Origin of the sequence: Variibacter gotjawalensis (genome assembly GCF_002355335.1) — a bacterium.
Classification (GTDB): Bacteria; Pseudomonadota; Alphaproteobacteria; order Rhizobiales; family Xanthobacteraceae; genus Variibacter; species Variibacter gotjawalensis.
The window spans coordinates 1,579,750-1,600,877 of record NZ_AP014946.1; the positions used below are offsets into that span (position 1 = coordinate 1,579,750).

The 21,128-nt window shown below is 64.8% G+C and carries 21 protein-coding genes; 7 read left to right on the forward strand and 14 right to left on the reverse strand.

Annotated elements, in window-relative coordinates:
* The first annotated feature begins 100 nt into the window (after positions 1–100).
* The 3 genes from cynS (at position 101) to GJW30_RS07655 (ending at position 1,348) form a co-directional block, all read left to right on the forward strand.
* Entirely contained in the window at positions 101–583 is a 483-nt protein-coding gene (gene cynS, locus GJW30_RS07645; protein ID WP_096353771.1) for a cyanase, read from the forward strand.
* A gap of 159 nt (positions 584–742) precedes the next feature.
* A complete protein-coding gene (locus GJW30_RS22970) occupies positions 743–925 on the forward strand; it encodes a DNA cytosine methyltransferase (protein ID WP_245408740.1) in 183 nt (60 codons plus the stop codon).
* A 42-nt stretch (positions 926–967) separates the two neighbouring features.
* Positions 968–1,348, forward strand: a complete 381-nt coding sequence (locus GJW30_RS07655; protein WP_347337737.1) for a very short patch repair endonuclease — start codon at positions 968–970, stop codon at positions 1,346–1,348.
* A gap of 7 nt (positions 1,349–1,355) precedes the next feature.
* Here the strand turns inward: GJW30_RS07655 and GJW30_RS07660 are convergent, their stop codons facing one another.
* On the reverse strand, positions 1,356–1,874 hold the full coding sequence (locus tag GJW30_RS07660; protein ID WP_096353777.1) for a hypothetical protein: 519 nt from the start codon (positions 1,872–1,874) through the stop codon (positions 1,356–1,358).
* 689 nt (positions 1,875–2,563) lie between these two features.
* A complete protein-coding gene (locus GJW30_RS07665; protein WP_096353780.1) occupies positions 2,564–6,010 on the reverse strand; it encodes an acyl-[ACP]--phospholipid O-acyltransferase in 3,447 nt (1,148 codons plus the stop codon).
* A 220-nt stretch (positions 6,011–6,230) separates the two neighbouring features.
* Here GJW30_RS07665 and GJW30_RS07670 point away from each other — a divergent pair, with 220 nt between their 5' ends.
* Positions 6,231–6,821, forward strand: coding sequence for a TetR/AcrR family transcriptional regulator (locus GJW30_RS07670; RefSeq protein ID WP_245408685.1), 591 nt, complete (start codon positions 6,231–6,233; stop codon positions 6,819–6,821).
* 199 nt (positions 6,822–7,020) lie between these two features.
* Here GJW30_RS07670 and GJW30_RS07675 read toward each other — a convergent pair whose 3' ends face one another.
* The 3 genes from GJW30_RS07675 to GJW30_RS07685 are packed head-to-tail and all read right to left on the reverse strand — an operon-like array spanning position 7,021 to position 10,884.
* A complete protein-coding gene (locus tag GJW30_RS07675) occupies positions 7,021–7,980 on the reverse strand; it encodes a carbamate kinase (RefSeq protein WP_096353783.1) in 960 nt (319 codons plus the stop codon).
* Positions 7,981–7,984: 4 nt separating this feature from the next.
* Positions 7,985–9,469: an acyl-CoA synthetase FdrA gene (gene fdrA, locus GJW30_RS07680; RefSeq protein WP_096353786.1), complete on the reverse strand. Its 1,485-nt coding sequence runs from the start codon at positions 9,467–9,469 to the stop codon at positions 7,985–7,987.
* Entirely contained in the window at positions 9,466–10,884 is a 1,419-nt protein-coding gene (locus GJW30_RS07685) for a YlbE family protein (protein WP_096353789.1), read from the reverse strand. The genes fdrA and GJW30_RS07685 overlap by 4 nt, the downstream gene beginning before the upstream one ends.
* Before the next feature lie 119 nt (positions 10,885–11,003).
* Between GJW30_RS07685 and GJW30_RS07690 the strand changes: the two genes are divergently transcribed.
* Positions 11,004–12,233, forward strand: coding sequence for an amidohydrolase family protein (locus GJW30_RS07690; protein ID WP_208408052.1), 1,230 nt, complete (start codon positions 11,004–11,006; stop codon positions 12,231–12,233).
* Here GJW30_RS07690 and GJW30_RS07695 read toward each other — a convergent pair.
* The 6 genes from GJW30_RS07695 to GJW30_RS07720 form a co-directional block, all read right to left on the reverse strand.
* On the reverse strand, positions 12,196–12,528 hold the full coding sequence (locus GJW30_RS07695; RefSeq protein ID WP_096353792.1) for a DUF952 domain-containing protein: 333 nt from the start codon (positions 12,526–12,528) through the stop codon (positions 12,196–12,198). The genes GJW30_RS07690 and GJW30_RS07695 overlap by 38 nt on opposite strands.
* Positions 12,525–15,281: a DUF2339 domain-containing protein gene (locus tag GJW30_RS07700; protein WP_096353795.1), complete on the reverse strand. Its 2,757-nt coding sequence runs from the start codon at positions 15,279–15,281 to the stop codon at positions 12,525–12,527. Before GJW30_RS07700 ends, GJW30_RS07695 begins: the two co-directional genes overlap by 4 nt.
* Positions 15,282–15,570: 289 nt before the next feature.
* Complete coding sequence (locus GJW30_RS07705; RefSeq protein WP_172887567.1) at positions 15,571–16,077, reverse strand: tyrosine phosphatase family protein; 507 nt, start codon at positions 16,075–16,077, stop codon at positions 15,571–15,573.
* A 22-nt stretch (positions 16,078–16,099) separates the two neighbouring features.
* The gene (locus GJW30_RS07710) at positions 16,100–16,708 is read right to left on the reverse strand and encodes a YfbR-like 5'-deoxynucleotidase (protein ID WP_096353801.1); all 609 of its coding nucleotides are present in this window, start codon (positions 16,706–16,708) and stop codon (positions 16,100–16,102) included.
* The gene (locus tag GJW30_RS07715; protein WP_096353803.1) at positions 16,701–17,312 is read right to left on the reverse strand and encodes a DNA-3-methyladenine glycosylase I; all 612 of its coding nucleotides are present in this window, start codon (positions 17,310–17,312) and stop codon (positions 16,701–16,703) included. The genes GJW30_RS07710 and GJW30_RS07715 overlap by 8 nt, the downstream gene beginning before the upstream one ends.
* A gap of 236 nt (positions 17,313–17,548) precedes the next feature.
* A complete protein-coding gene (locus GJW30_RS07720; protein WP_096353805.1) occupies positions 17,549–18,118 on the reverse strand; it encodes a YidB family protein in 570 nt (189 codons plus the stop codon).
* Between the two features lie 193 nt (positions 18,119–18,311).
* On the opposite strand from GJW30_RS07720, the gene GJW30_RS07725 reads away from it, so the two are divergent.
* Positions 18,312–18,563, forward strand: coding sequence for a GlsB/YeaQ/YmgE family stress response membrane protein (locus GJW30_RS07725; RefSeq protein WP_096353807.1), 252 nt, complete (start codon positions 18,312–18,314; stop codon positions 18,561–18,563).
* A gap of 9 nt (positions 18,564–18,572) precedes the next feature.
* Here GJW30_RS07725 and ygfZ read toward each other — a convergent pair whose 3' ends face one another.
* Complete coding sequence (gene ygfZ / locus GJW30_RS07730; RefSeq protein WP_096353809.1) at positions 18,573–19,442, reverse strand: CAF17-like 4Fe-4S cluster assembly/insertion protein YgfZ; 870 nt, start codon at positions 19,440–19,442, stop codon at positions 18,573–18,575.
* A 74-nt stretch (positions 19,443–19,516) separates the two neighbouring features.
* Between ygfZ and GJW30_RS07735 the strand changes: the two genes are divergently transcribed.
* Positions 19,517–20,347: a hypothetical protein gene (locus tag GJW30_RS07735; protein WP_096353812.1), complete on the forward strand. Its 831-nt coding sequence runs from the start codon at positions 19,517–19,519 to the stop codon at positions 20,345–20,347.
* A gap of 1 nt (position 20,348) precedes the next feature.
* Here GJW30_RS07735 and GJW30_RS07740 read toward each other — a convergent pair whose 3' ends face one another.
* Both GJW30_RS07740 and GJW30_RS07745 read right to left on the reverse strand, forming a co-directional pair.
* A complete protein-coding gene (locus GJW30_RS07740; protein ID WP_096353815.1) occupies positions 20,349–20,600 on the reverse strand; it encodes a hypothetical protein in 252 nt (83 codons plus the stop codon).
* A gap of 148 nt (positions 20,601–20,748) precedes the next feature.
* Complete coding sequence (locus GJW30_RS07745; RefSeq protein ID WP_096358714.1) at positions 20,749–21,120, reverse strand: TIGR02301 family protein; 372 nt, start codon at positions 21,118–21,120, stop codon at positions 20,749–20,751.
* Positions 21,121–21,128 lie beyond the last annotated feature (8 nt).

Consider the following 21,128-nt stretch of genomic DNA (forward strand, 5'->3'; position numbering starts at 1 on the left):
CCCCTCTCTGTCTCTCCCCCGCAAGCGGGAGAGAGGACGCTAGAACCGCGACTCTGAGCGCGGCGTTATTCAATTCAACTCAACGATCCGGGAGACATCCATGAAACGCGCCGACCTCACCGAAAAGCTTCTCGACATCAAGCGCGAGAAGGGTTGGACCTGGAAGCACATCTGCAAGGAGATCGGCGGCTTTGCCGACACGATGATCGTCGGCGCGCTGCTCGGCCAGATGAAGCTGACGAAGCCGCAGGCCGAGAAGGCGGGCGATCTCTTCGGCCTGTCGCGCCCTGAGATCGCGATGCTCAACGAGGTGCCGTATCGCGGCACGCCGATGCCGCCGACCGATCCGCTGATCTACCGCTTTTACGAGATGGTGATGGTCAACGGTCCGGCCTGGAAGGCGCTGATCGAGGAGGAGTTCGGCGACGGCATCATGTCGGCGATCGACTTCGACTTCGCGTTCGAGCGCGTCGCCAACCCGAAGGGCGACCGCGTCAAGATCACGATGAGCGGGAAATTCCTGCCGTACAAATACTACGGCGCGACCGGCAACGTGCCGGAATATGGGTTCAAGGAGGAGTGAGAACGGTTCAAGAAGGTTCCCCAAGGCGGGGTTGAGTCCATCGGTCGCCATCCGCGCTTAGATTGGAATGGACAGTGTCCTACACTGCGTGCTGGCACCGGCAGTGATAGAGGATCGTTCCAGTCCGTCCGACCGATCCATCCTGATGAACCGCGAGTCATTACGGTCCGCGAAGCTGCTCGGCTCCAGGGCTTTCCTGACTATTTCAGGTTCCATCCGACAGTTTGGCACAGCTTCAGGATGATCGGAAACAGCGTTTCGCCGATCATGTCGAAGGCGATTTTTTCGGTTATCGCAGAACGCATCGACATTGGGTTGCAAGTTCAAATCGCTGCGGAGTAAAACTTGGTTGATCGCCTAACGCGCCAGCGGCGATCTTGGTTGATGTCCAGGGTTCAGGGCAAGAACACTTCGCCAGAAATCCGGGTTAGGAAAGCAGTTCACGCTGCTGGGCTTCGTTTTAGGCTGCACCGCAAGGACCTGCCCGGCACTCCTGATCTCGTATTACCGAAGCGCGGTATCGCGCTTTTCGTGCATGGTTGCTACTGGCATAGGCATCCAGGATGTCGAAAAGCCACTCCGCCATCTTCGGAATTCTGGGCGGAAAAATTCAGAATGAATGTAGCGAGAGACCGCCGCGTGAAAGCGCAATTGCGGAAGTTGGGCTGGCACGTGATTACGATCTGGGAATGCGAGACCAAAGACCCTGATCGATTGTCTAGGATCATTGAAGGTCGCGTGTTGGGTCTGACGAAGCGACACTAGATTCATCTCACTCCCCCTTCAACCTCATCCACTCCTCGGCGAACTTCCTTGGCCGGCCGCGACCGCGGCGGCGCGGCGTTTTGTCCTCCACCGGCGGATAACAGTTCTCCAGAAAATCATGCACGGCCTCGCGCGGCGCGGCGTGCACATCGACACCATAAAGCTGGTTGATCGCGCGGCGCGGCAGTCCGGTCTCCTTGTCGATGCGCGGACGGCGGCGCGTCGCGGCGCGCGCCATCTCCAGAAGCGCGAGCGCGGCCGCGAGCTTGTCATGATCGATCACCTCTGATGCGCTCACCTGCTCCACATGACGTTCGGCGAGCGCGTGGATGCGCTCGGCGAGCGTGCGGCGTCTGAGCTTCGCACTCGCGCGGAAGCGCGGCACCGTGTCGGTCGCGCGCGGCGCGCCGGGCGGCCTCAGCCATTTCAGATCGCGCGTCCAGCGGCAGATGCTGGCGCGTCCGACGCCGGTGCATTGCGAGATCGCCTCGTAGTTGAGGAGCGACGTTTCGATGAGGCGGCGCACCTGCGCTACCGTCGCGTCGCTGTGCGGTCGGCGCGATCCGCGCGGCCGCTCGCAGATCGGCGCGTGGTCGCCGGGGTCGGGCGTGATGCGCAGGCGGAGCAGGGTGGGGGATGTGGGGCGGTTTGTGCATTGGTAGGAAAATATACCAATGTGTGGAGGAGGGGAAGGGGTGCTCAATCTCAAACCGTAGACCCTCATCCTGAGGAGCCCGGCGGCAGCCGGGCGTCTCGAAGGATCGAGGCCGACGAGCGGGCCGCCCTCGTCCTTCGAGACGGCGCGGCGGCTGCGCCGCCCACGCCTCCTCAGGATGAGGGCGGAGAGAGCTACTCTCCACGCCTACTTGGGATGACAGTCTGTAGGTGGGCTAAGGGCGGGGCTGGCGTCCTTCGAGACGGCGCGGCGGCTGCGCCGGCCACGCCTCCTCAGGATGAGGGCGGGCAGGCGTGCTCCTTTGGAAAATGAAAGCGTCGGCGAGGTTCGTCCTTCTCCCGCTTGCGGGAGAAGGTGGCGAGACGTTCGCGTAGCGAACCGCGAGCCGGATGAGGGGAGCAGCAGAAGTTGGCCCTCACGGGTCTTGTCATGCCCTCACCCCAACCCTCTCCCGCAAGCGGGAGAGGGAGAGCGGACGCCGTGCGTCCCTTACGGTGGGAGAGCGGACGCCGTGCGTTCCTGACCGAAGGCGGAGAGATCTACTCTGCCGCCTTCACGTCCTCCGCGTCCTCGGCATGCGGCTCCGCGACCGGCGCGGCGCGTTCGCGCACGAGCTTCGACACGCCCGCGAAGTCGAGCTTGCCCGAGCCGAGCACCGGCACCTTATCGACGACGATCACCTCGGCCGGGATCATCAGGTTGGCGGCGCCGCGCGCGGCTCCGGCCTGCTGGAATTCGCCGCGCGTCGCGCCCTTCTGCTCGGTGACGAGCACGAGGCGCTCGCCCTTCTTCGCATCCGGCATGCTGGCGACCGCCGACAGCGCCTGCGGCCAGACGTCCGCCGCCAGCGTTTCGACCGCGGCGAGCGAGACCATCTCGCCGGAGATTTTTGCGAAGCGCTTGGCGCGGCCCTTGATCGTCACGAAGCCTTGGCTGTCGATCGAGACGATATCGCCGGTGTCGTGCCAGCCGTCCTTCGGCGGCTCGAGTACCCCGGGATGTTCGACGCGCAAATAGCCCAGCATGATGTTCGGACCTTTGACGAGCAGCCGTCCGCCATCCTCGACGCCCGGCATCGGCTCGAGGCGAACCTCGATGCCCGGCATCATGCGGCCGACGGTGCCGAACTTGTTGAACATCGGCGTGTTGAGCGCGAGCACGGGCGCGGCTTCCGTGATGCCGTAGCCTTCCAGAATGCGCAGGCCGAACTTCTCCATATAGACGCGGCGCGTCGGCTCCTTCACGGGCTCCGCACCCGCGAGCACGTAACGCAGCGAGCGGAAGTCGTAGGCGTTGGCGGAGCGCGCGTAGCCGGCCAGGAACGTGTCGGTGCCGAACAGGATCGTCGCGTTGGAGTCGTAAACGAGCTCCGGCACGATGCGGTAATGCAGCGGCGAGGGATAGAGATAGACCGGCACGCCCGACACCAGCGGCAGCACGCAGCCGACCGTGAGGCCGAAGGAGTGGAACATCGGCAGCACGTTGAACACCTTGTCGCGGCGGCCGAAGTCGATGCGCGCGGCGGCCTGCGCCGCGTTGGTCAGCATGTTGCGGTGGGAGAGGACGACGCCTTTCGGCACGCCTTCCGAGCCGGAGGTGAAGAGGATCGCGGCGGCCTGGTCGGCGCCGCGCGTCACGTGCGCGCGCTTGTAGCGGAAGAGCCCCGCGAGTTTGTCTTTGAGCGTCACGGTCGCGCGGACGTCTTCGAGATAGACGAGCTTGATGTGGCTCTCGATGCCGCCGACGAGCGCGCCGAGCCGCGCCTTCTCGATGAAGGCCCGCGAGGTGAGCACCGTGGTAATCTGGGCTGCCTTACAGGCAGCCAGCACATTCGTGATGCCCGCCGTGAAGTTGATCATCGCGGGCACGCGTCCGGCCGAGACCAGCGCGAGGAACGTCGCGGCGGCGCCGTTCGCGTTCGGCAGCATGACGCCGATCGCTTTGCCTTCGGCGGCGAGCGGGAGCAGCTTCTCGCCGAGCACGCGCGCGCCGATGAGGAGCTTCTTGTACGTGAGCGTGCCGGTCACCGGATCCTGCACGGCAACGCGCGATGCGCCGTGGATGTGCGCGGCTTCGATCACGGCATCGAGCACCGTGCGGTCGGTCGATGTCGTGCGGAAGACGAGGTCCGACATGATCGCGTAGAGCGCTGCACCGGCCGCGATGCGGCGGTTCTTGCCCTTGAGCTCCGGATCGACCGAGAGCTTGACGGGCTCCAGCACCGTGACGGTGACCTTCGGGAACCAGCGGCGGCGCCACTGGTCACGCGCGAGCCGCGAGAACGGCGTCGCCTCGAGGCCCTCGATCCGCACCGGCACCACCATCGCGTCGGACTTGTCGGCGATGAGGCCGGCGCCGTCGTACACCTTCATGAGGCTGCCCGTGACCGTGATGCGGCCCTCCGGGAAGATCACCAGCGTCTCGCCGCTCTTCACGGTGTTGATGAGCGTGCGTGTCGCCATCGGCCGCGACGGATCGAGCGGCAGCGCGCGCGCGTATTTGAGGAACGGCTTCACCCACCAGCGTTGCGCGATGGTGTGATCGATCGCGAACATCGGATCGGCATCGAGCACCGACATCGCCAGCGGCGCGTCGAGGAACGAGACGTGGTTGAGCGCGATGATCGAGCGCGGTCCGGCCTTGGCGAGATTCTCCATGCCGTGCACTTCGACGCGATAGAAAGCGCGGAAGATGATCGAGAGCAGGTCACGCAGCGCCGAGCGCGGCATCGTCATGCCGATGATGATCGCGACGCCGAGATTGACGACGCCGAGGATGACGAACAGGAGCGGCAGCGTGAGCCCGGCCGCCTGCAGCGCTGCGGTCGCCACGGTGCCGGCGACCATGAACGCTGCGTTGAGCACGTTGATCGCCGCGATGGTGCGCGCGCGGCGCTCCGCACCGGCCCAGGCCTGCACGGCCGCGAACGACGGAACGATGAAGAGACCGCCCGCAATCGCGAGGCCCGCGTGATCGATCGCTAAGCGAATGCCGAGGCCCGATGAAAACACCTGACCGACAGTCGCATGCTGCACGGTCGCGGCGACGCCGTAGGTCGCGTAGCCGAGATCGATCGCGAAGACGCCGAGCAGGATCGCGCCGATGACGACCGGCAGCAGCACGATGCGCCCGGCCGACAGCCAAGAGGCAAGGCCCGAGCCGACCGCGATCGAGATCGAGAAGATCGCGAGATAAACCGTCACGACTTCCTCGCTCGCGCCGAGCACGTGTTTCACGAGCGGCGGCATCAGCGAGAGCGCAACGATACCGACGAGCCAGAACCACGATACGACAAGACCGCCCCACCAGAGGCGCTTGTCGGCGCGCAGGTGCTTGAGGAGATCGAAGGTCGAGCGCGCGATGTTGCGATCGAGCGTGATCGATGGATCGGCTTCGCCGGTCGGCGGAATGAAGCGCGACGAGAACCAACACAGCGCCGCGAAGATCATGATCATGCCGCCGAACACGACGGTGCCCGTATTTCCCTTCGCGGCGAGACCGCCCGCGATGGTGCCGAGCAGGATCGCCATGAAGGTCGCGCCTTCGATCAGCGCGTTGCCGGCGGGAAGTTCTTCGCGTGCGAGATGATCCGGCAGGATGCCGTATTTGATCGGGCCGAACAGCGCCGCGATCACGCCGAAGAAAAAGAGGGCGACAAACATGATCGCCACCGAGTGCAGCACGAAGCCGACAACCGCGATCGCCGCGACGCCGATCTCGACCGCTTTCAACCGCTGCGCGACGTAGGCCTTGTCGAAGCGGTCGGCGATTTGCCCGCCGAGTCCGGAGAGGAAGAAGAACGGCGCGATGAAAGTCGCGGCCGCGAGCGTCACGAGTGTTTCGCTGCCGGATGGCGTTGCGCCGCCGATGCCGAACAGGATCAGGAACACGAGCGTGTTCTTGAGGAAATTGTCGTTGAAGGCCGAGAAGAATTGCGTCCAGAACAGAGGCGCGAAGCGGCGCGTGCTCATGAGAGAGATCGACATCTTCTTTATCTCCACGCGGCGTAGGGCCGCGATCTGCCGTTGGTTACCGTAATCGGGTTCACAGCCCCTTCACAAACGGCGCGAAGCGGGATATGAACAGCGTTCAGATTGTAAGTTGCACGAGCCGTGAACAATGTTCAAGAGATATTTGAACAATGTTCAGGCGTATGGTTACTGAAGGGTGAACGTTATTCTGGACACGGCAACGCGGCGGCAAACCTTGCGCGAAACCCTTCTCGATGCAGCCGAAAAGGCGGTCGCGGGCTCCGGATTACCGGCTTTGAAAGCGCGCGACCTTGCGCGCGAGGCCGGCTGTGCGCTTGGCGCGATCTACAATGTCTTCTCGGATCTCGATCAGATTGCCCTCGCCGTCAACGCGCGGACGCTCGGCGATCTCGAGGCTTTTTTGGTCGAAAGGGCGCAGCCCGGCGGCGAGCAGCCGACCGCCGACACGGCGATTGCCGGTATGGTGCGCCTCGCCAGCGCCTATTTGGATTTCGCGGTCGCCAACACGCAGCGCTGGCGCGCCGTGTTCGATCACCGCATGGCGGGCGGCAAGCCGGTGCCGGATTGGTATCTCGCCGAGCAGATGCGTTTGTTCGGTTTCGTCGAAATGCCGCTCGCTGTGCTGTTGCCGAACGAAAGCGCGCACGACCGCGCCGCACTCGCGCGTTCGCTGGTCTCTGCGGTTCACGGCATGGTCGCGCTGGGGCTTGAAGAAAAACTACAAGCGCTGCCGGTCGATCAGCTACGCCGCCAGATCGCGCTTGTCGTGACGACGATCGGCAAGGGTTTGCTGACGCGAGGGTAAGGGCGTCTCCACGCAACATGATGTCATCCCGGAAGCCGCAAAGCTCGCGAAGCGAGCGGCGGCTATCCGGGACCCACGTATCCCTGCGACCGCTGGGATACATGGGTCCCGGCTCGCGTTCGGCTTTGGCGCGCGCAGCGCGCCAGCCTCACTTGGCCGGGATGACACCTGAATGCTGTGTGGAGGCTGAAGGAACGCGCTAAGCCCGCATCACATGCGTGCCGGTTTCGCCTTTCAGCGCCGGCATGGCCTGTTCCAAATGCGCGATGACCGCGTGGCGTCCGCCGCCTTCGAGGAAACGGATCACCGCTTCGACTTTCGGCCCCATGCTGCCCGGTGGAAACTGCCCTTCCGCATGCAACTTCTTGAGTTCGTCGAGTGAGACGCGATCGAGCGGGCGCTGACTGGGCTTGCCGAAATCGACCATCACTTTCGGAATGGCGGTGAGCAGCATCATAGTGTCGATGCCGAGCACGTTCGCCATATGCGCGGAGGTGAGATCTTTGTCGATCACGGCTGCGACGCCGGTGCGAATGCCTTTCGGCCCGCGCACGACCGGGATGCCGCCGCCGCCGCCCGCGATGACGACGGTGCCGCGCCGGACCAGCACATCGATCAGCGAAATATCGACGATATGTTTCGGCTTCGGTGACGCAACGACGTGACGCCAACCGCGCCCTGAGTCCTCGCGCATCTCCCAGCCGAGTTCAGCGCCGACTTGCTTGGCTTGCTCTTCGGTGAAGAACGGGCCGATCGGCTTCGTCGGATTCTTGAAGCCCGGATCGTCGGGATCGACCTCGACCTGCGTCAGCAGACACGCGACGTGGCGAGCGTTGTCGGCTTCGCGCAGCGCATTCTCCATCGCCTGCATGAGCAGATACGCGATGCCGCCTTGGCTGTGCGCCACGCAGATGTCGAGCGACATCGGTGGGATGCGATCGCGCGTCAGCACCTGCCGCATGAGGATCTTGCCGACCACCGGGCCGTTGCCGTGCGTAACGACGAGCTCGTTCTTGAGCTGCGCGAGCGGCAACAGCGACATCGCGGTGCGCTGCGCGATGATTTTCTGTTCTTCGGTGGTGCCGCTGATGTCTTCCGGATGCGTCGCGTTGCCGCCGACCGCTACTAGAAGCCGTTTCGGGATTGAGATGCGCTGCATGACGTCAGCTCACCAGCGCGGCCGCCAATGCCGCCGCATCAGCATTGGAATCCGCGACCAACACGCCCGCCTGCTTCAGCGTCGCGATCTGGCGCGAGCGCACCTGCGGGTCTTCCTCCGTTCCGGTGACCGAAGCGATGAGATACGGGTGCTTCTTCGGCATGTCGGCGAGCACGGCCGCGACTTGACCCGCCGGGTCCGCATGCGCGCCGTAACCGATCACGCAATCGAGCAGGATGATCGCGACGTTGGTGTCGTTCATCGATTGGCGCAGCATGTCGTCACGCACGCTCGGATCGATCATCGGATGCGGACGGCCCTTGGTGTATTCGTCGGCACCGAGATCGAGCAGGCGGTCGACATTCGCGCCGTCGGCCACGAGCGGCGAAGCGCCCGGCACCGGCGCATTCGACGTAACGTTATGTTTGCGCGACGCGAGCACGAGCTGCGCTTCCGCGCACAGCGTGCCGCCCGCGAACAGCCCAACGATGACGCCTTTCTTGCGCAGCATTCCGGGTGGCGCGCTGCGTCCGACGATACGGAAGTTTTTCTTCTGACCCATCGCGCTCTGCGCGGCGGCTCCGAGCGTCGGCGCGGCGGTCGCATTTTCGGGAAGTTCGCGTTCAGTGTCGCCGAGGAAGCAGATCGTGAAGGGCTTGGCACTGCGCGCAACGCGATCGAGCACGATCTTCGCGACATCCGGATGCGGCGGCTTCGAAATCAGCACGATATGCTGCGTTTCCGGGTCGCTATCGAGAATATCGATCGCGGTCAGCGTCGAGATGCCGCCGACCTTCTGCGAGAGATCGCGCCCGCCGACGCCGATCGCTTGCGAAATGCCGCGACCCGCTTGTGCGATCAGACACGTGACTTCCTGCGTGCCGGTGCCGGACGCGCCGATGATACCGATATCGCCGCGCGGTACGACATTGGCGAAGGCGAGCGGTGTCCCGTTGATGATCGCGGTCCCGCAGTCCGGCCCCATGACGAGGCGGCCGAGCGCCTGCGCTTCCTGCTTCAGTCGGACTTCGTCGTCGTAGGAGACGTTATCCGAGAAAATCATCACGTCGAGGCCGGCGCGGATCGCCTTATGCGCTTCGACGGCGGCGAACTCGCCCGGCACCGAGATCAGCGCGAAGCTTGCATCCGGCATCTGATTGAGCGCGGCGCCGAGACTTTTCGCGGTGCCTTCGGCGGCGGCTGCTTTTTCGCGCGGCGCGTCGAGCGCTTCGAACGCAGCATTAGCGGCAGCGTCGGCTTCTGGTTGCGTCTGCGCGCGCACGCCGATGATGAGATCGTTGCCGGCCGCGCCTTGACCTTCCGCATCGAGCAGATGCGCTTCCTGCATGATCTGCCGGTTCGCCGGCGTGCCCATCATTAATGCGGCTTCGACGACCCCCGGCATGCCGGCGATCTGCCGCGACAGCCGCATCAGCGCGACCGAGTCGAGATAGAAGCTGCGGCGAACGACGTTGACGAGCACGCTCATCGAGCCTCCTCGGCGAGAGCCGCCAGCGCTTGCGTGAAACAGGCCATCGGCGCGCGCACGACGCCGGCGCCGACTTGGCCGACGCCGGGCTGGCGATGCGCGATGCCGGTGTTGATGGTCGGTGCGATGCCGCTTTCGACGACGAGGCGAACGTCGATGCCGGTCGGCACGCCGGCGTAATCCATCGCGGCGATCGACCATTCGGAATTTTCCGTCACGGTGATCTCGCGCATCGCACGCGTGAAGTCGGCGGCGGACGACGCGGAGCCCGCGCCGACGAAACCGACGACGGCCGGCGATGCGCCCATTGCGAAACCGCCGAGGCCGACCGTCTCGACGATCGCGGAATCGCCCATGTCAGGGTTCGCGTCGGCTGCCGAATAGCCTGGAAAATAAAGCCCTTCCGGCATCTCGACCGGCGCGACGAACCAACGGTCACCGGTGCCGGAGACGCGAATGCCGAAGTCGGTGCCGTTGCGGCACATCGCGGTGACGACTGAGGAGCGCGAGACGCCGCGCGCCGGATCGGTCATCGCCTTGCCCATCGCCATCGCGACGTTGAGGAAGAACTGATCGTTGCCCGAGATGAAGGCGAGCGCTGCCGCGAGCTTCTCGGCGTCCGCGCAGGTGCGCGCCAGCGCGGGCGCGATCTCGCGCAGAAACAGCCCCGTGCAGGCGACGTTGCGCTGATGCATCTCGTCGCCCATGCCGAGGCCTTTGGCGATGATCACCTTCAGCGGCATCCCGTCGCGCTCGCGCAAGGCGGCGCCGAGCGCCGGGCCGAGCACGTCGCGTGTCCAGGCGAGCCGCGCCAGCACTTCGGCGTCGTTGCCGCCGAAGCGCATGACTTTGCCGAGGCCCTCGTTGATCGTGCAGTAGGCGCGATTGCCGAATTTCTTGTTTTCGACGACGAGTACCGGCATCGACCGCGTGATGATGCCGGTCATCGGGCCGACAGCGTCGTAGTGGTGGTTCGGCGCGAAGGTGATCGCGCCGCTTGCCGCGAGCTTCGCCGCGACGTCGAGATCGGTCGCCCAACCCTCGAACACGAGCGCGCCGCAGATCGCGCCTTGCATCGGGCCGCACATGCGGTCCCACGTGATCGGCGGGCCGGAGTGGAGGAGGACTTGGCCTTCGCGAAAGGCCGGGATCGCTTGCTCGGCCGGGATCACGTCGACGAGCACCGGCTCGGCTGCGAGAATGCGCTCGACCGCGACGGTGTTCACGGCGTCGATCTCGGCGCCGATACCGGGCGCACGCAGTTGGGTCGCGAGCTGGGCGAGGGCAGGGTCGCCGTTGGCCGGCGGCGACCATTCAACATGCGTGACGGCGGCCCCGACCGAGGTGAGTTCGTCCGCGAAGCTGCGGAGGCCGATATTGACGATCTTGAGGTCGCGTTCGAACACGTTGGCCATGCCGCCCCTGAATACCCGCTTCTTATTGCATACAATCAGTGCGGTGAATTGTATACAATTCTCTCTCGCTTCTGTTTATGCTTGGCTGTCATCTTCTGCCACGCGATCTCAATAAGCAAATGATCGATCTCGTAATTCGCAACGCACGTGTCGCCTCGCATCCGGGTCGTTTGGTCGACCTCGGCATCGCGGCCGGGAAGATCGTTGCGATCGAATCCGGGCTGCGCGCCGACGCCGAGGAAGGCGACGCCGGCGGGCGTCTGGTCGCGCCCGGTTTCGTCGAGACGCACCTGCATCTCGACAAATCCTGCATCCTCGATCGTTGCGCCACGAAGGACGGCACGCTCGACGAGGCGATCCGCGAAACGTCGCGGGCCAAGGCGGGTTTCTCGCCGGAGGATGTCTACGCACGGGCGAAGAAGACGCTCGAGAAGTGCATCCTCAACGGCACCACGCATATCCGCACGCATGTCGAGGTCGATCCCGGCATCGGCCTGAAGGGCCTCGAAGGCGTGCTGCCGCTGGTCAAGGAATACGCTTTCGCGGTCGACCTCGAGATCTGCGTCTTCCCGCAGGAGGGGATGCTCAACAATCCGGGCACCGAGGAGCTGATGCTCGCCGCGCTCGATCGCGGCGCCAGTGTGCTCGGCGCATGCCCCTACACGGACTCGGACGCGCATGGGCAGATCGACCGCATCTTCGATCTCGCGCGCGAACGCGATGTCGACATCGACATGCATCTCGACTTCAGCCTCGGCGGGAAGAACATGGACCTCGACCATGTCTGCCGGTGCTCGGAGAAATTTCGCTGGGGCGGCCGCGTCGCCTGCGGGCACGTCACGAAGCTCTCGTCATTGCCGCCACGCGATCTCGATGCCGCCGCCGCGCGCATGAAGAACGCGGGAGTCGCCGTCACGGTGCTGCCGTCGACCGATCTCTATCTCATGGGCCGCCCCGCGCAGCACGACGTCGTGCGCGGCGTCGCGCCGGCGCATCGCTTGCTTGGCCACGGCGTCAACTGTTCGCTGGCGACCAACAACGTGCTCAACCCGTTCACGCCGTTCGGCGATTGCTCGCTGATGCGCATGGCGAATCTTTACGCCAACATCGCGCAGATCGGCACCGAGAGCGGCATGACGGACTGCCACGCGATGGTGACGAGCCGCGCCGCGCAGCTTCTGAACGCGAAGGACTACGGCGTCGCGGTCGGCGCGCAGGCGGACTTCGTCGTGCTCGACTGCGAGACGCCCGCGCAGGCCGTCGCCGAGATCGCGCCGGTGCTTGCGGTTTACAAACGTGGTAAGCAGACGGTCAGTCGAGCGCTTCCGCAATTGCATCGGCCGAACTGAGCGGCTTCACCCACTGCACCGCATGCATGCGCAGCGGCGCATAGAGATGCGGGAACAGCGCGCCGCCGCGCGACGGCTCCCACTGCAGCGCATGCCCCAATGCATCGGCGTCGACCGCGATCAGCAACAGATCGCGTTGCCCGGCGAAGTGCTTCGCGGCGGTCTCCTCCACCTGATCGCGGGCGGAGAAGTGGATGTAACCGTCTTCGACATCGACCGGCGCGCCCGTGAACGCGCCGGCGCGCTCGGCGGCTTCCCACAACGCGCGCGGTGCGATCTTGTAGATCGTCGTCATGTCGTGCTCGGCGCTCCGCTGCGGCGCTGCGGGAACAGCAGCCGCTGATAGAGCAGACCGATGCCGACGAGCACGAGGCCGAGCCCGATGAAGGACAGCGCGCGCCAGATCCCGCCGATGCCTGCGAGGTCGAACAGGAAGACCTTACAGACCGTGATGAGGATGACGATGGCGGACGCCATGCGCGCCGGCTGCGAGCGCAGCGCGATGCCGATCAGCAGCAGCACGACGCCGAAGACGAGCCACACGGCCGAGTAGGTCCACAGCTCTGCGTCGCTCGGCCATGATCCCGGTCCGATGCGCAGCACCTCGCCGACGAATAGCCGCCGCACCTGCAGCGTCAGATACATCAACGCGAGCGCGACCGCGGTGCCGGCCGCGAAGACACGGTACGGCATCTTCCGCACGTGCCGCGCCGTCAGCGCGAGAATGATCGCAAGGACCGACGGGATTCCGTAGGCGAGCAGGATGACGTTGAAGAACCGCCCGCCGACCGGCGCGATGTTGTTGAGCGGGTTCCTCGTGAACATCAGTCCGACCCAGATCAGCAACACGGCAAGTCCTGCGACCGCGATAGCGCCGATATTGTGAACTTCGCTCTTGGTCCGTTCGCGCAACCGTTCGAGACCGATCGCGATGGCGAGCAGCGCCGAAACCTGAAGGCCGGCTTCCGACAGCGACGCGCCGTCGATCCACATATTGCCGCCCGTCATGTAGTGACGAATCTGCAGCGTCACGGTGAGCACCGTGAAGAGGATCGCGGCGCCATCGAGCATGCGCGCCGGCACATCGTCGGCGCCGCGGCGCAGGATCGTTGCGGCGGTCCAGAAGGCCACGGCCGGAACGCCGTAGCCCCACAGTAGCCAATTGAAGATTGGCGTCGTGCCGAGATCGCTGACGATCGTCGGCATCCAACCGATGCGCGCGCAGACCAGCGCGCCGCACGCGGCCGCGATCCAGCGCAGGAACGCATACGGCCGCTTCGCGTAGATGAAGGCGATGCCCGGCGTCATCAGCGCGAGCGCGATGGTGAGCCAGCCTTTTTCGAGCGCCATCGTCAGCGCGAGCGCCAGCGACGCGACGCTGCCGACCGCGAATACCGCGCCGGAAACGCGCAGGCCCGGACGCGGCGGACGCCGGTCCAGCATCTCGGTCGCGGTCGCGTAGAGCGCGGCGAGCAGCAACGCGAGACCCGCAAACGGGATCGAGCGCTCGAAATTCGCCACGCGATAGTAGAGCGCCGCGAGGATCAACAGCGGCGCGACGACCGCGCTCGCGGCCCACAACAGGCCGGGCATCGGCCGTTCATAGCGGCCTTGCGCCAGATAGCCGGAACCGCCGAACAGCAACGCGAAGAGCGCGCCGAAGACGAGATGTTGGCTTGCGTTGCTCTGCGACGTGATCGGCAGGCCTTCGACCAATCCGGAATTCGCAACCGCCGAGCCATAGGCAAGCGTCACCGCCCATTCGGCGATGATGACAGCCGACAGGATCGCAGCAACCGGCACGGCCGCGATAGCCGAAGGCGCGCGCCACGCGACGGCGATCACGATCGCGCAGACGAGCGTGAAGGCCGCCAGTGCCGACATCACCTGCGAGGTCGCGACGACCAGAAGCGCCGACACCGCCGCGTAGACGATCAGCGTTCCGGATGACACCGGTTCGATCTCGTCGCCCTCTGGTTCAGGGCCGAACAGGAAGCCGCTGACGATCAACGCTGCCGCGAGAAGCACGAGGCAAACGACGTATATCTGGTGCGGCGTAGGGCTGGCATCGACCGCAGTGGCAAGGCCGGGGAGAATCCACAGCGCACTCGCGGTTACGGCCGACACGGCGAGCCAGCGCCACAACCTGAACCGCGCGAGCGCGAAGGCCGCCGCCGTGACGAAGAGGAGATAAAGGTAGAGCGCCCAGAAGCTCGGCTCTTTCGTCGAGACGAGCATCGGCGTCACGTAAGCGCCGATGAGGCCGAGCCCGGCGAGAGCCGGGCCGTGCAGCAGAGCCGCGGCGAGCGTCGCCATCGCGACGATGCCGAGCAGGATGAACGCGCTGCCTGGCGCGATGAAGCTGTAAAGGCCGTAAGCGGACCATGTCGTCGCGAAAGCGGCCGTGGTGCCGGCCGCCGTGAGGATCGCCGGGATCGAGGCTTGCTGACGTTCGACAAGCCCTTCGTCGCGCTCGCGCCGGCGCAACCATTCGCCGCCGCCGATGAGGCCAGCCGAGAGGAGCGCGCCAAGGATGATGCGCATTCCCGGGCCGATCAGGCCCTCCTCGATCGTGTATTTGACGAGGAAGATCGCGCCGAGCGCGAGCGCGAGACCGCCGACGATGACGACCCAGCGGGTGCCGAAGGTCTCTTCGAAGCCCGGTCCGTCCGGAGTCGCGGTTGCGGTCTGCGCCGGGGTTTGCTGCGGCACCGAAGTCGGCCGCGTGGGTTCGACGCGCGGCGGCGGCGGCGTCGGCCTTGCCGGTTCCGGTTGCGGTGGTGTCGGGACCGGCGTTTCCGGCACGGTCGGGGGCGTTTCGCTGACCTGCGGCACCGGCGGCGCGGCGGGACGCACGAAAGGTTCGGCCGGCGCTGCGTCCGGTGCGGTGCGCGGCCGCGCGGCGAGACGCAGCACTTCCTGTTCGAGCACCTGGTTGCGTTGTTCGAGAACCTGAACGCGCGTCCGGGTCCCGAGACCCATGAAGAACGCGATTGTCCAAATGACCGGCAAAGCAAGGCCGATCAGAATCAGAAGGGTAAATTCCATGCGTACACTCAGCTCGCTCGATTAAAGCAGCGAGGGACGCCTAAACCCTCTCGTCGTTTCTAACCGGCCTTCGATACGGAAAAAAGGGCGCGATCGCGGCCTATTTGCCGCATCAACAGGGTGTTTTGCGGTCGACCTATCTTTCGAAGTCATCCCGGCCGAGCACTTGGCTCGCGAAGCGAGCCGCGAGGGCCGGGATCCATAACCGCAGTGCCAGCTACAAAATCGCCGGGATTATGGATCCCGGACAGCCGCCAAAGAGGCGGCTTCCGGGATGACCACGTCATACTCAATTCAAGTCGAGAACGAACGGGACGCCCTCGAAGGCATCAACGCCGCGGCCGATGCGATCAACCGCCGCGATCAGCCGGCCTTTGCGGCCAAGCTGCTGATCCGCCAGAGCGATCAGGCGCAGATTGGGCGACGCGGTCGGCGATGAATCGCGCACGGCTTGCGCGATGGCGCGTTCGTCGCGATCCGGATTGAGCGCCGCCGCCGTGATGATCGCTGCTGCCGTCGAGCGGCTGATGCCCGCCCAACAGTGGACGACGATCGGCTTCTCGCGCGGCCAACGCTTCACGAAGGTGATGAGCTCGCGCACATGCGCTTCGCCCGGTGCGTTGAAGCCTTCAAGCTCCGCCGCAATGTCGTGCATGCCGAGAAAAAGATGATCCTCGGCGCGCACACTCGCGGGGCGCGGCACCCGCGTCTCGTCGTTGATCAGCGTCACGATGTGACGCGCTTCCGTTTCGGCGACGGTGGCGGAGAGGCGGGCGAGGGAGCAAACGTAAATCATGAGCAACCAAAAAGCTTGCGTGTCAGGGACTGTCAATCAATTGCTGGAAGCGTTTGAGGAATCGCTGCGCGGCACGCTCGGCGGTCCACGGATGCAGAAAATCCTTCTCGGTCGTCGCCGGCAATTCGGGCGGCGCGCCGAAAAACTTTTGCGCCTCGCGTTCCGAAAAACCGGCGAGCCTGGTCGCTTCGAGATAAGCCGCGCCGCGGTCGGCGGCTTTGATCAGCGCCGTAACGTCGGCGGACAGCTTTGCGGGTAACCCGAAGCGCAGGTGGATCGCCTTGAGCAAACGCTCCTCAACCGCCTTGTATGCATCGCCGATCACCGCTTTGAACGGCGAGATCATGTCGCCGACGACGTATTCGGGCGCATCGTGCAGCAGGATTGCGCGGCGGATCGCGTGATCGAGCCGCGGCACCTTTGCGCGCGCAATCGCTTCGACCAATAAACTGTGCTGCGCGACAGAAAAAATATGCGCGCCGCTGGTCTGTCCGTTCCAGCGCGCGACGCGCGCGAGCCCGTGCGCGATGTCTTCGATCTCGACATCGAGCGGCGAGGGATCGAGGAGATCGAGCCGCCGCCCCGACAGCATGCGCTGCCAGGCACGCCCATCCTTGGCCGCTTTAGCCATGAACTTTGCGCTCGTGAGAACAAGGGCCATGCCGATGGCAGGAGACCAGATGGTCGTTGACCATGCCGGTCGCTTCCATGAACGCGTAGACGATCGTCGGTCCGACGAATTTGAAGCCGCGCTTCACGAGCTCCTTCGACATCGCTTGCGAGACCGACGTTTCGGTCGGCACGTCGCGTGTCGTCTTGAAGCGATTGACCTTCGGCTTGCCGTCGAGAAAGTCCCACAGGAAATTCGAGAAGCCCGGGCCCTTCTCCATGATTTCGAGATACGCCTGCGCGGACTTCACGCTGCCTTCGATCTTCGAGCGATTGCGCACGATGCCGGCGTCCTGCATCAGCGCTTCGATTTTCTTCGGCGTGTAGCGCGCGATCTTCTCCGGCTCGAAACCATCGAACGCGCGGCGGAAGTTGTCGCGCTTGCGCAGGATCGTGATCCACGAAAGGCCGGCCTGAAAGCCATCGAGGATCAGCTTCTCGAACAGCGCGCGATCGTCGTAATCCGGCACGCCCCATTCGGTGTCGTGGTAGACGACGTAAAGCGGGTCTTCGCCCGGCCAAGTGCAGCGCTTAAGGCCATCCGCGTGAACGATGGGCTGTTTCATGCCGGTGATTTAGCATGATTCCGGCGCCGGGAATGTCAGTGGTGTGCGCGGAACTCGCAGCGACTCATAACGGCGCACTGATTCTGATCCGTCATGGTGAGGAGACATGTGTCGGCGGAGCCGACCGCGGCGTCTCGAACCACGACGGCCGAGGCGCCGCGCTGTTTAGGGCCGTCGTCCTTCGAGACGCCCGGCTTGCGCCGGGCTCCTCAGGATGACGGATTTGGTGTGCAGACTTACGAACGGCCGCCCGGCTCGAGCGACTCGCTCATGCGCGAGAGGTCGTCGAGAACGCCGCCCGGACCACGGCGCGCGCCGTGGTAATCGTCCTGCACCTCGTCCTGCGTCGGCAGACGGCCTTCCGGCGTCATGCCGTTGATGAGGTTCGGCAGGATTTCCTGCAGCTGCGAGAGAATGTCGCCTTGGCCGAGGCCCGTCCTCTCCTGCAGCTGCTTCAGGATATCCGGCCCGAAGATGCCGCCGAGGTCGCCGGCCGAGACCTGCTGGTTCGGTCCATTGCCGACCCACGAGTCGATCGCGCTCTTCTGGCCGCCGCGCGTGAAGGCATCGATCAAGCCGCCGAGCCCGCCGAGCAAGCCGCCGCCCGCCAGCGCGCCGCCGAGATTGCCGAGGCCGCCGCCGGCCGTGTTGCCGCTCGGCGGCGGGATTTGTGCCGGCTGGCTGCTATCCGACTTCTTGCCGCTGAGCGCGCCGGACAGAATAAGTGCGCCGAGCGCGATGAGCAGAGGCTTCGAGATTTTGCCTTCCGGCAGCGCCTTGCCGAGGATGTCGTCGAGCATTCCCATTGGAAATCTCCAGTTGCCCCGCGAGCGGGCGTCCAAAAATCTTAGACCAGATTAATCTCGATCTCGCGCCCTGACATTGCAAGACCACCCGCAACGCTTTTGTGACGCATGCCGAACTCTTGATTTAAGAATTCAGGAGGAACAATCTTTCCCGTAGGGGCGTTACGCCGAGCTTGATCAAGGGAGACGTCGCGTGGGCATCATTGCGTGGATTGTTCTGGGGGCGCTGGCCGGCTGGATCGGCAGCAAGATCTTCGAGGGCCAAGGCCAAGGGTTTATGCTCAACGTCGTGCTGGGCATTGTCGGCGCGGTGGTCGGCGGCTTCATCTTCAGCGCACTCGGCGCGACCGGCGTGACCGGCTTCAATCTGTGGAGCCTGATCGTCGCCGTTGTCGGCGCGGTCGTGGTGCTGTGGCTCTACAACAAGATGGCGGCGAATCGCTGACGTTTCGCGTCAGCCGTATTTCGCCCAATCGGGTTTGGCGGGCGTGATCGGCACGCCGCCGGCCGTCAGCGCATGGCCGGCCGCTTCCGCGTCCGCGATCCGATCGAGCCGCAGCATCGCGACGCCGCGGCCTTCGATGCCGGAGCCCATCGTGCCGACCTGCTTCTCGCCGGCAAGCACCGGCATGCCGCTGTCCGGCGGGAAGCCGTCGAAGGTGACGCGCATGATGCGCGTGCGCGCCGTGCCGCGATGCTGCGTGCGCGACACGACCTCCTGGCCGATGAAGCAACCTTTGTCGAAGTCGACGCCGCCGAGTTGATCCATCGCGGTCTCGTGCGGGAAAGCGTCGCTATACATGAAGTCCTGGCCGCCGCGCGGCACCGCGAGCCCGATGCGATGCGTTTCGTAATCGCGTGCGTCGACGAGTTCGGCGCCGAGATCCTGCGCGGCCTCCGCAACAACGTCGGGCGGCAGAATAATGCGCGTGCCGAGCGCCGCGACGCGCGGGTCCGCGTAGGAGAGGCCGTATTCGCTCGCCACCGGACCGGGTGCATCCCACACCGCCATCACGCCGAGTTTCGCGGACAGATCCTCGACCGTGATCTTGGCGCGCAGCTTGTACATCGTGAGCCGCGCCATCAACGGCTCGACGAGTGCGCGCGGCGCATCGAGGAAAATGCCGCCGCCGTCGGCCTCGCTCGCCTGCACGGCGAAGAAGTCCGCGATGATCTTGCCTTGCGGCGTGAGCAGCGCGGTGAACCGCGCCGCGCCGGCCGCGGCGCGCGTCAGGTCCGCCGTGACGAGATTGTTGAGGAATGCGAGCGCGTCCGCGCCCGTGACCTTAATGACGCCCCGGTCGGGCAGCAGGGCGGCTTTCATGTCGAGGTGGTTCCGATCATACTCCGCAAAGTATGCCTCCCACCCCGGTTCCTCAAGCCATCGATCTCGCATCCGTGACCGACCGCGCCGTCAATCGCAGGCTCGACACGATGACGAATGCGGTCGCGATTGATGCGAGACCGTATGTTCTGCCGCCCGAGATCGCGCGCGAGCGGGATGCTCTGCTGCGCCGGAGGCTCGGCGATCGGATCGTCACCAATGACGCGAAAGTCGGGCTGCGCACCGACATCACCTTAGAATTCCTTGCGAGCGGGGAGCCGGCGCGCGTCCAGCGCGTCGGTTACTGCGATGGACTGGTTACCAACGATCTCGCCGGCGACGTGCCGCTAGTGCCGCTCGTGCAGAGTGCACTCTCGAACCACATCGGCGTGTCCACGCTCGCGATCACGCAAGACGCGAAGCTGATTTATCAGCGGCAAGGCAAAGGCAATCTCATCGATCCGGATACGCTCGCGGCATCGGCATCGGGATCGCTCGATTGGGACGACGTGCGTGACGGCGAGAGTTTGCGCGATTTGGTCGTGCGTGGTGCGGAGCGGGAGCTGAGCGAGGAAATCGGCGCGGACACGAGCGCTTCTCGCACGATCCTCACCGGCTATGCGCGCAATCCGAAGCGGGGCGGCAAGCCGGAATTCGCTGCCTTAACGCTGCTGAGGCAATCCTTCGCGGATCTGAAAATCGGAGCGAGCGAAGCTGACTACGTCGGCGAAATCTGCGCGCTCCCGATCGCGTCGCTGAAACGCGAAGACATTCTCGCAGCCGCACGCGAACTCGCGTCGCTACCGAATGCGGCGACGTCGCTACAGTTCGCGAGCGCGATGCTGATCGACTATCTGGAAGATTGTGCGGACGACGACATCGTCCGCCGTTGGTTCAGCGCGTAGATTACTGACGCGCGATGTGCAGCGAAAACTCGCCGTTGTGGATACGCTTCGACAGACCTTCGGCGAACTTGGCTGCAGCCTCTTCGCCATAGGTCGAGACCAGTTCGGCGAACGCAGCAAACAAACACGCCTGCGCCAGGCAGTCGCCATCGACGCCATCGACGATGCCGTCGGCCCATGCCTCGGTGACGTAACCGAGTGCGGCTTGCTTCTGGTCGCGGTCTGCGTCCGCAGTGGTATGCGCGTGAATCATCCGGCCGATCCGATAAGGGCGCCCCTCGAAAGAGGCAAGGCGCTTCCTGTTCCCAACTTGACAAGACGTTAACACGGCGAATGTGGCGGTGGTCGGATAACCTGCGAAACAGTTAACAGCGATTACGAAAAATGGTTAACGGCGCGATTTAGTTTGCGTATCTGGCCGTAATGTCACGTGCAATGCGTCCGCCCTCGTCGAGATAGCGGCGAATGGTGACCCTGGCGGACGGCGTGCACACGCGGTGCGCTTGCTGGTACCCGCGATAGCCGCGGTTGAAAGCCGCGATCATGCGATTGCGCCGGTCGCCGCCCGGTGTCTCGGCATCGATCAGCGCCTGAACCTCGTTACGCCAAGCCTGACCCTCGTTGGAACCGCAGATCGCGCGGAGATAATGCAGCGCCCCCATGATCTCGGCGAGCCGCTGCAGGTCGCGGTCATAAGGAGCCGGCGCCTGCGCCCGGACGGGCGAGGCGATCGTGACCGCAAAGATTAAAAACAGCGCAATGATGAGTCGCATGTGGTTCC

Bases quoted from the DNA above. Each gene is read 5' to 3' on its own strand.
- GJW30_RS07745 (WP_096358714.1), bottom strand. From the start codon at position 21,120: ATGCGACTCATCATTGCGCTGTTTTTAATCTTTGCGGTCACGATCGCC.
- cynS (WP_096353771.1), top strand. From the start codon at position 101: ATGAAACGCGCCGACCTCACCGAAAAGCTTCTCGACATCAAGCGCGAG.
- GJW30_RS07690 (WP_208408052.1), top strand. From the start codon at position 11,004: ATGATCGATCTCGTAATTCGCAACGCACGTGTCGCCTCGCATCCGGGT.
- GJW30_RS07740 (WP_096353815.1), bottom strand. From the start codon at position 20,600: ATGATTCACGCGCATACCACTGCGGACGCAGACCGCGACCAGAAGCAA.
- GJW30_RS07685 (WP_096353789.1), bottom strand. From the start codon at position 10,884: ATGGCCAACGTGTTCGAACGCGACCTCAAGATCGTCAATATCGGCCTC.
- GJW30_RS07695 (WP_096353792.1), bottom strand. From the start codon at position 12,528: ATGACGACGATCTACAAGATCGCACCGCGCGCGTTGTGGGAAGCCGCC.
- GJW30_RS07655 (WP_347337737.1), top strand. From the start codon at position 968: ATGTCCAGGGTTCAGGGCAAGAACACTTCGCCAGAAATCCGGGTTAGG.
- ygfZ (WP_096353809.1), bottom strand. From the start codon at position 19,442: ATGAAAGCCGCCCTGCTGCCCGACCGGGGCGTCATTAAGGTCACGGGC.
- GJW30_RS07665 (WP_096353780.1), bottom strand. From the start codon at position 6,010: ATGTCGATCTCTCTCATGAGCACGCGCCGCTTCGCGCCTCTGTTCTGG.
- GJW30_RS07700 (WP_096353795.1), bottom strand. From the start codon at position 15,281: ATGGAATTTACCCTTCTGATTCTGATCGGCCTTGCTTTGCCGGTCATT.
- GJW30_RS07710 (WP_096353801.1), bottom strand. From the start codon at position 16,708: ATGGCTAAAGCGGCCAAGGATGGGCGTGCCTGGCAGCGCATGCTGTCG.
- GJW30_RS07715 (WP_096353803.1), bottom strand. From the start codon at position 17,312: ATGAAACAGCCCATCGTTCACGCGGATGGCCTTAAGCGCTGCACTTGG.
- GJW30_RS07720 (WP_096353805.1), bottom strand. From the start codon at position 18,118: ATGGGAATGCTCGACGACATCCTCGGCAAGGCGCTGCCGGAAGGCAAA.
- GJW30_RS07705 (WP_172887567.1), bottom strand. From the start codon at position 16,077: ATGATTTACGTTTGCTCCCTCGCCCGCCTCTCCGCCACCGTCGCCGAA.
- GJW30_RS07675 (WP_096353783.1), bottom strand. From the start codon at position 7,980: ATGCAGCGCATCTCAATCCCGAAACGGCTTCTAGTAGCGGTCGGCGGC.
- fdrA (WP_096353786.1), bottom strand. From the start codon at position 9,469: ATGAGCGTGCTCGTCAACGTCGTTCGCCGCAGCTTCTATCTCGACTCG.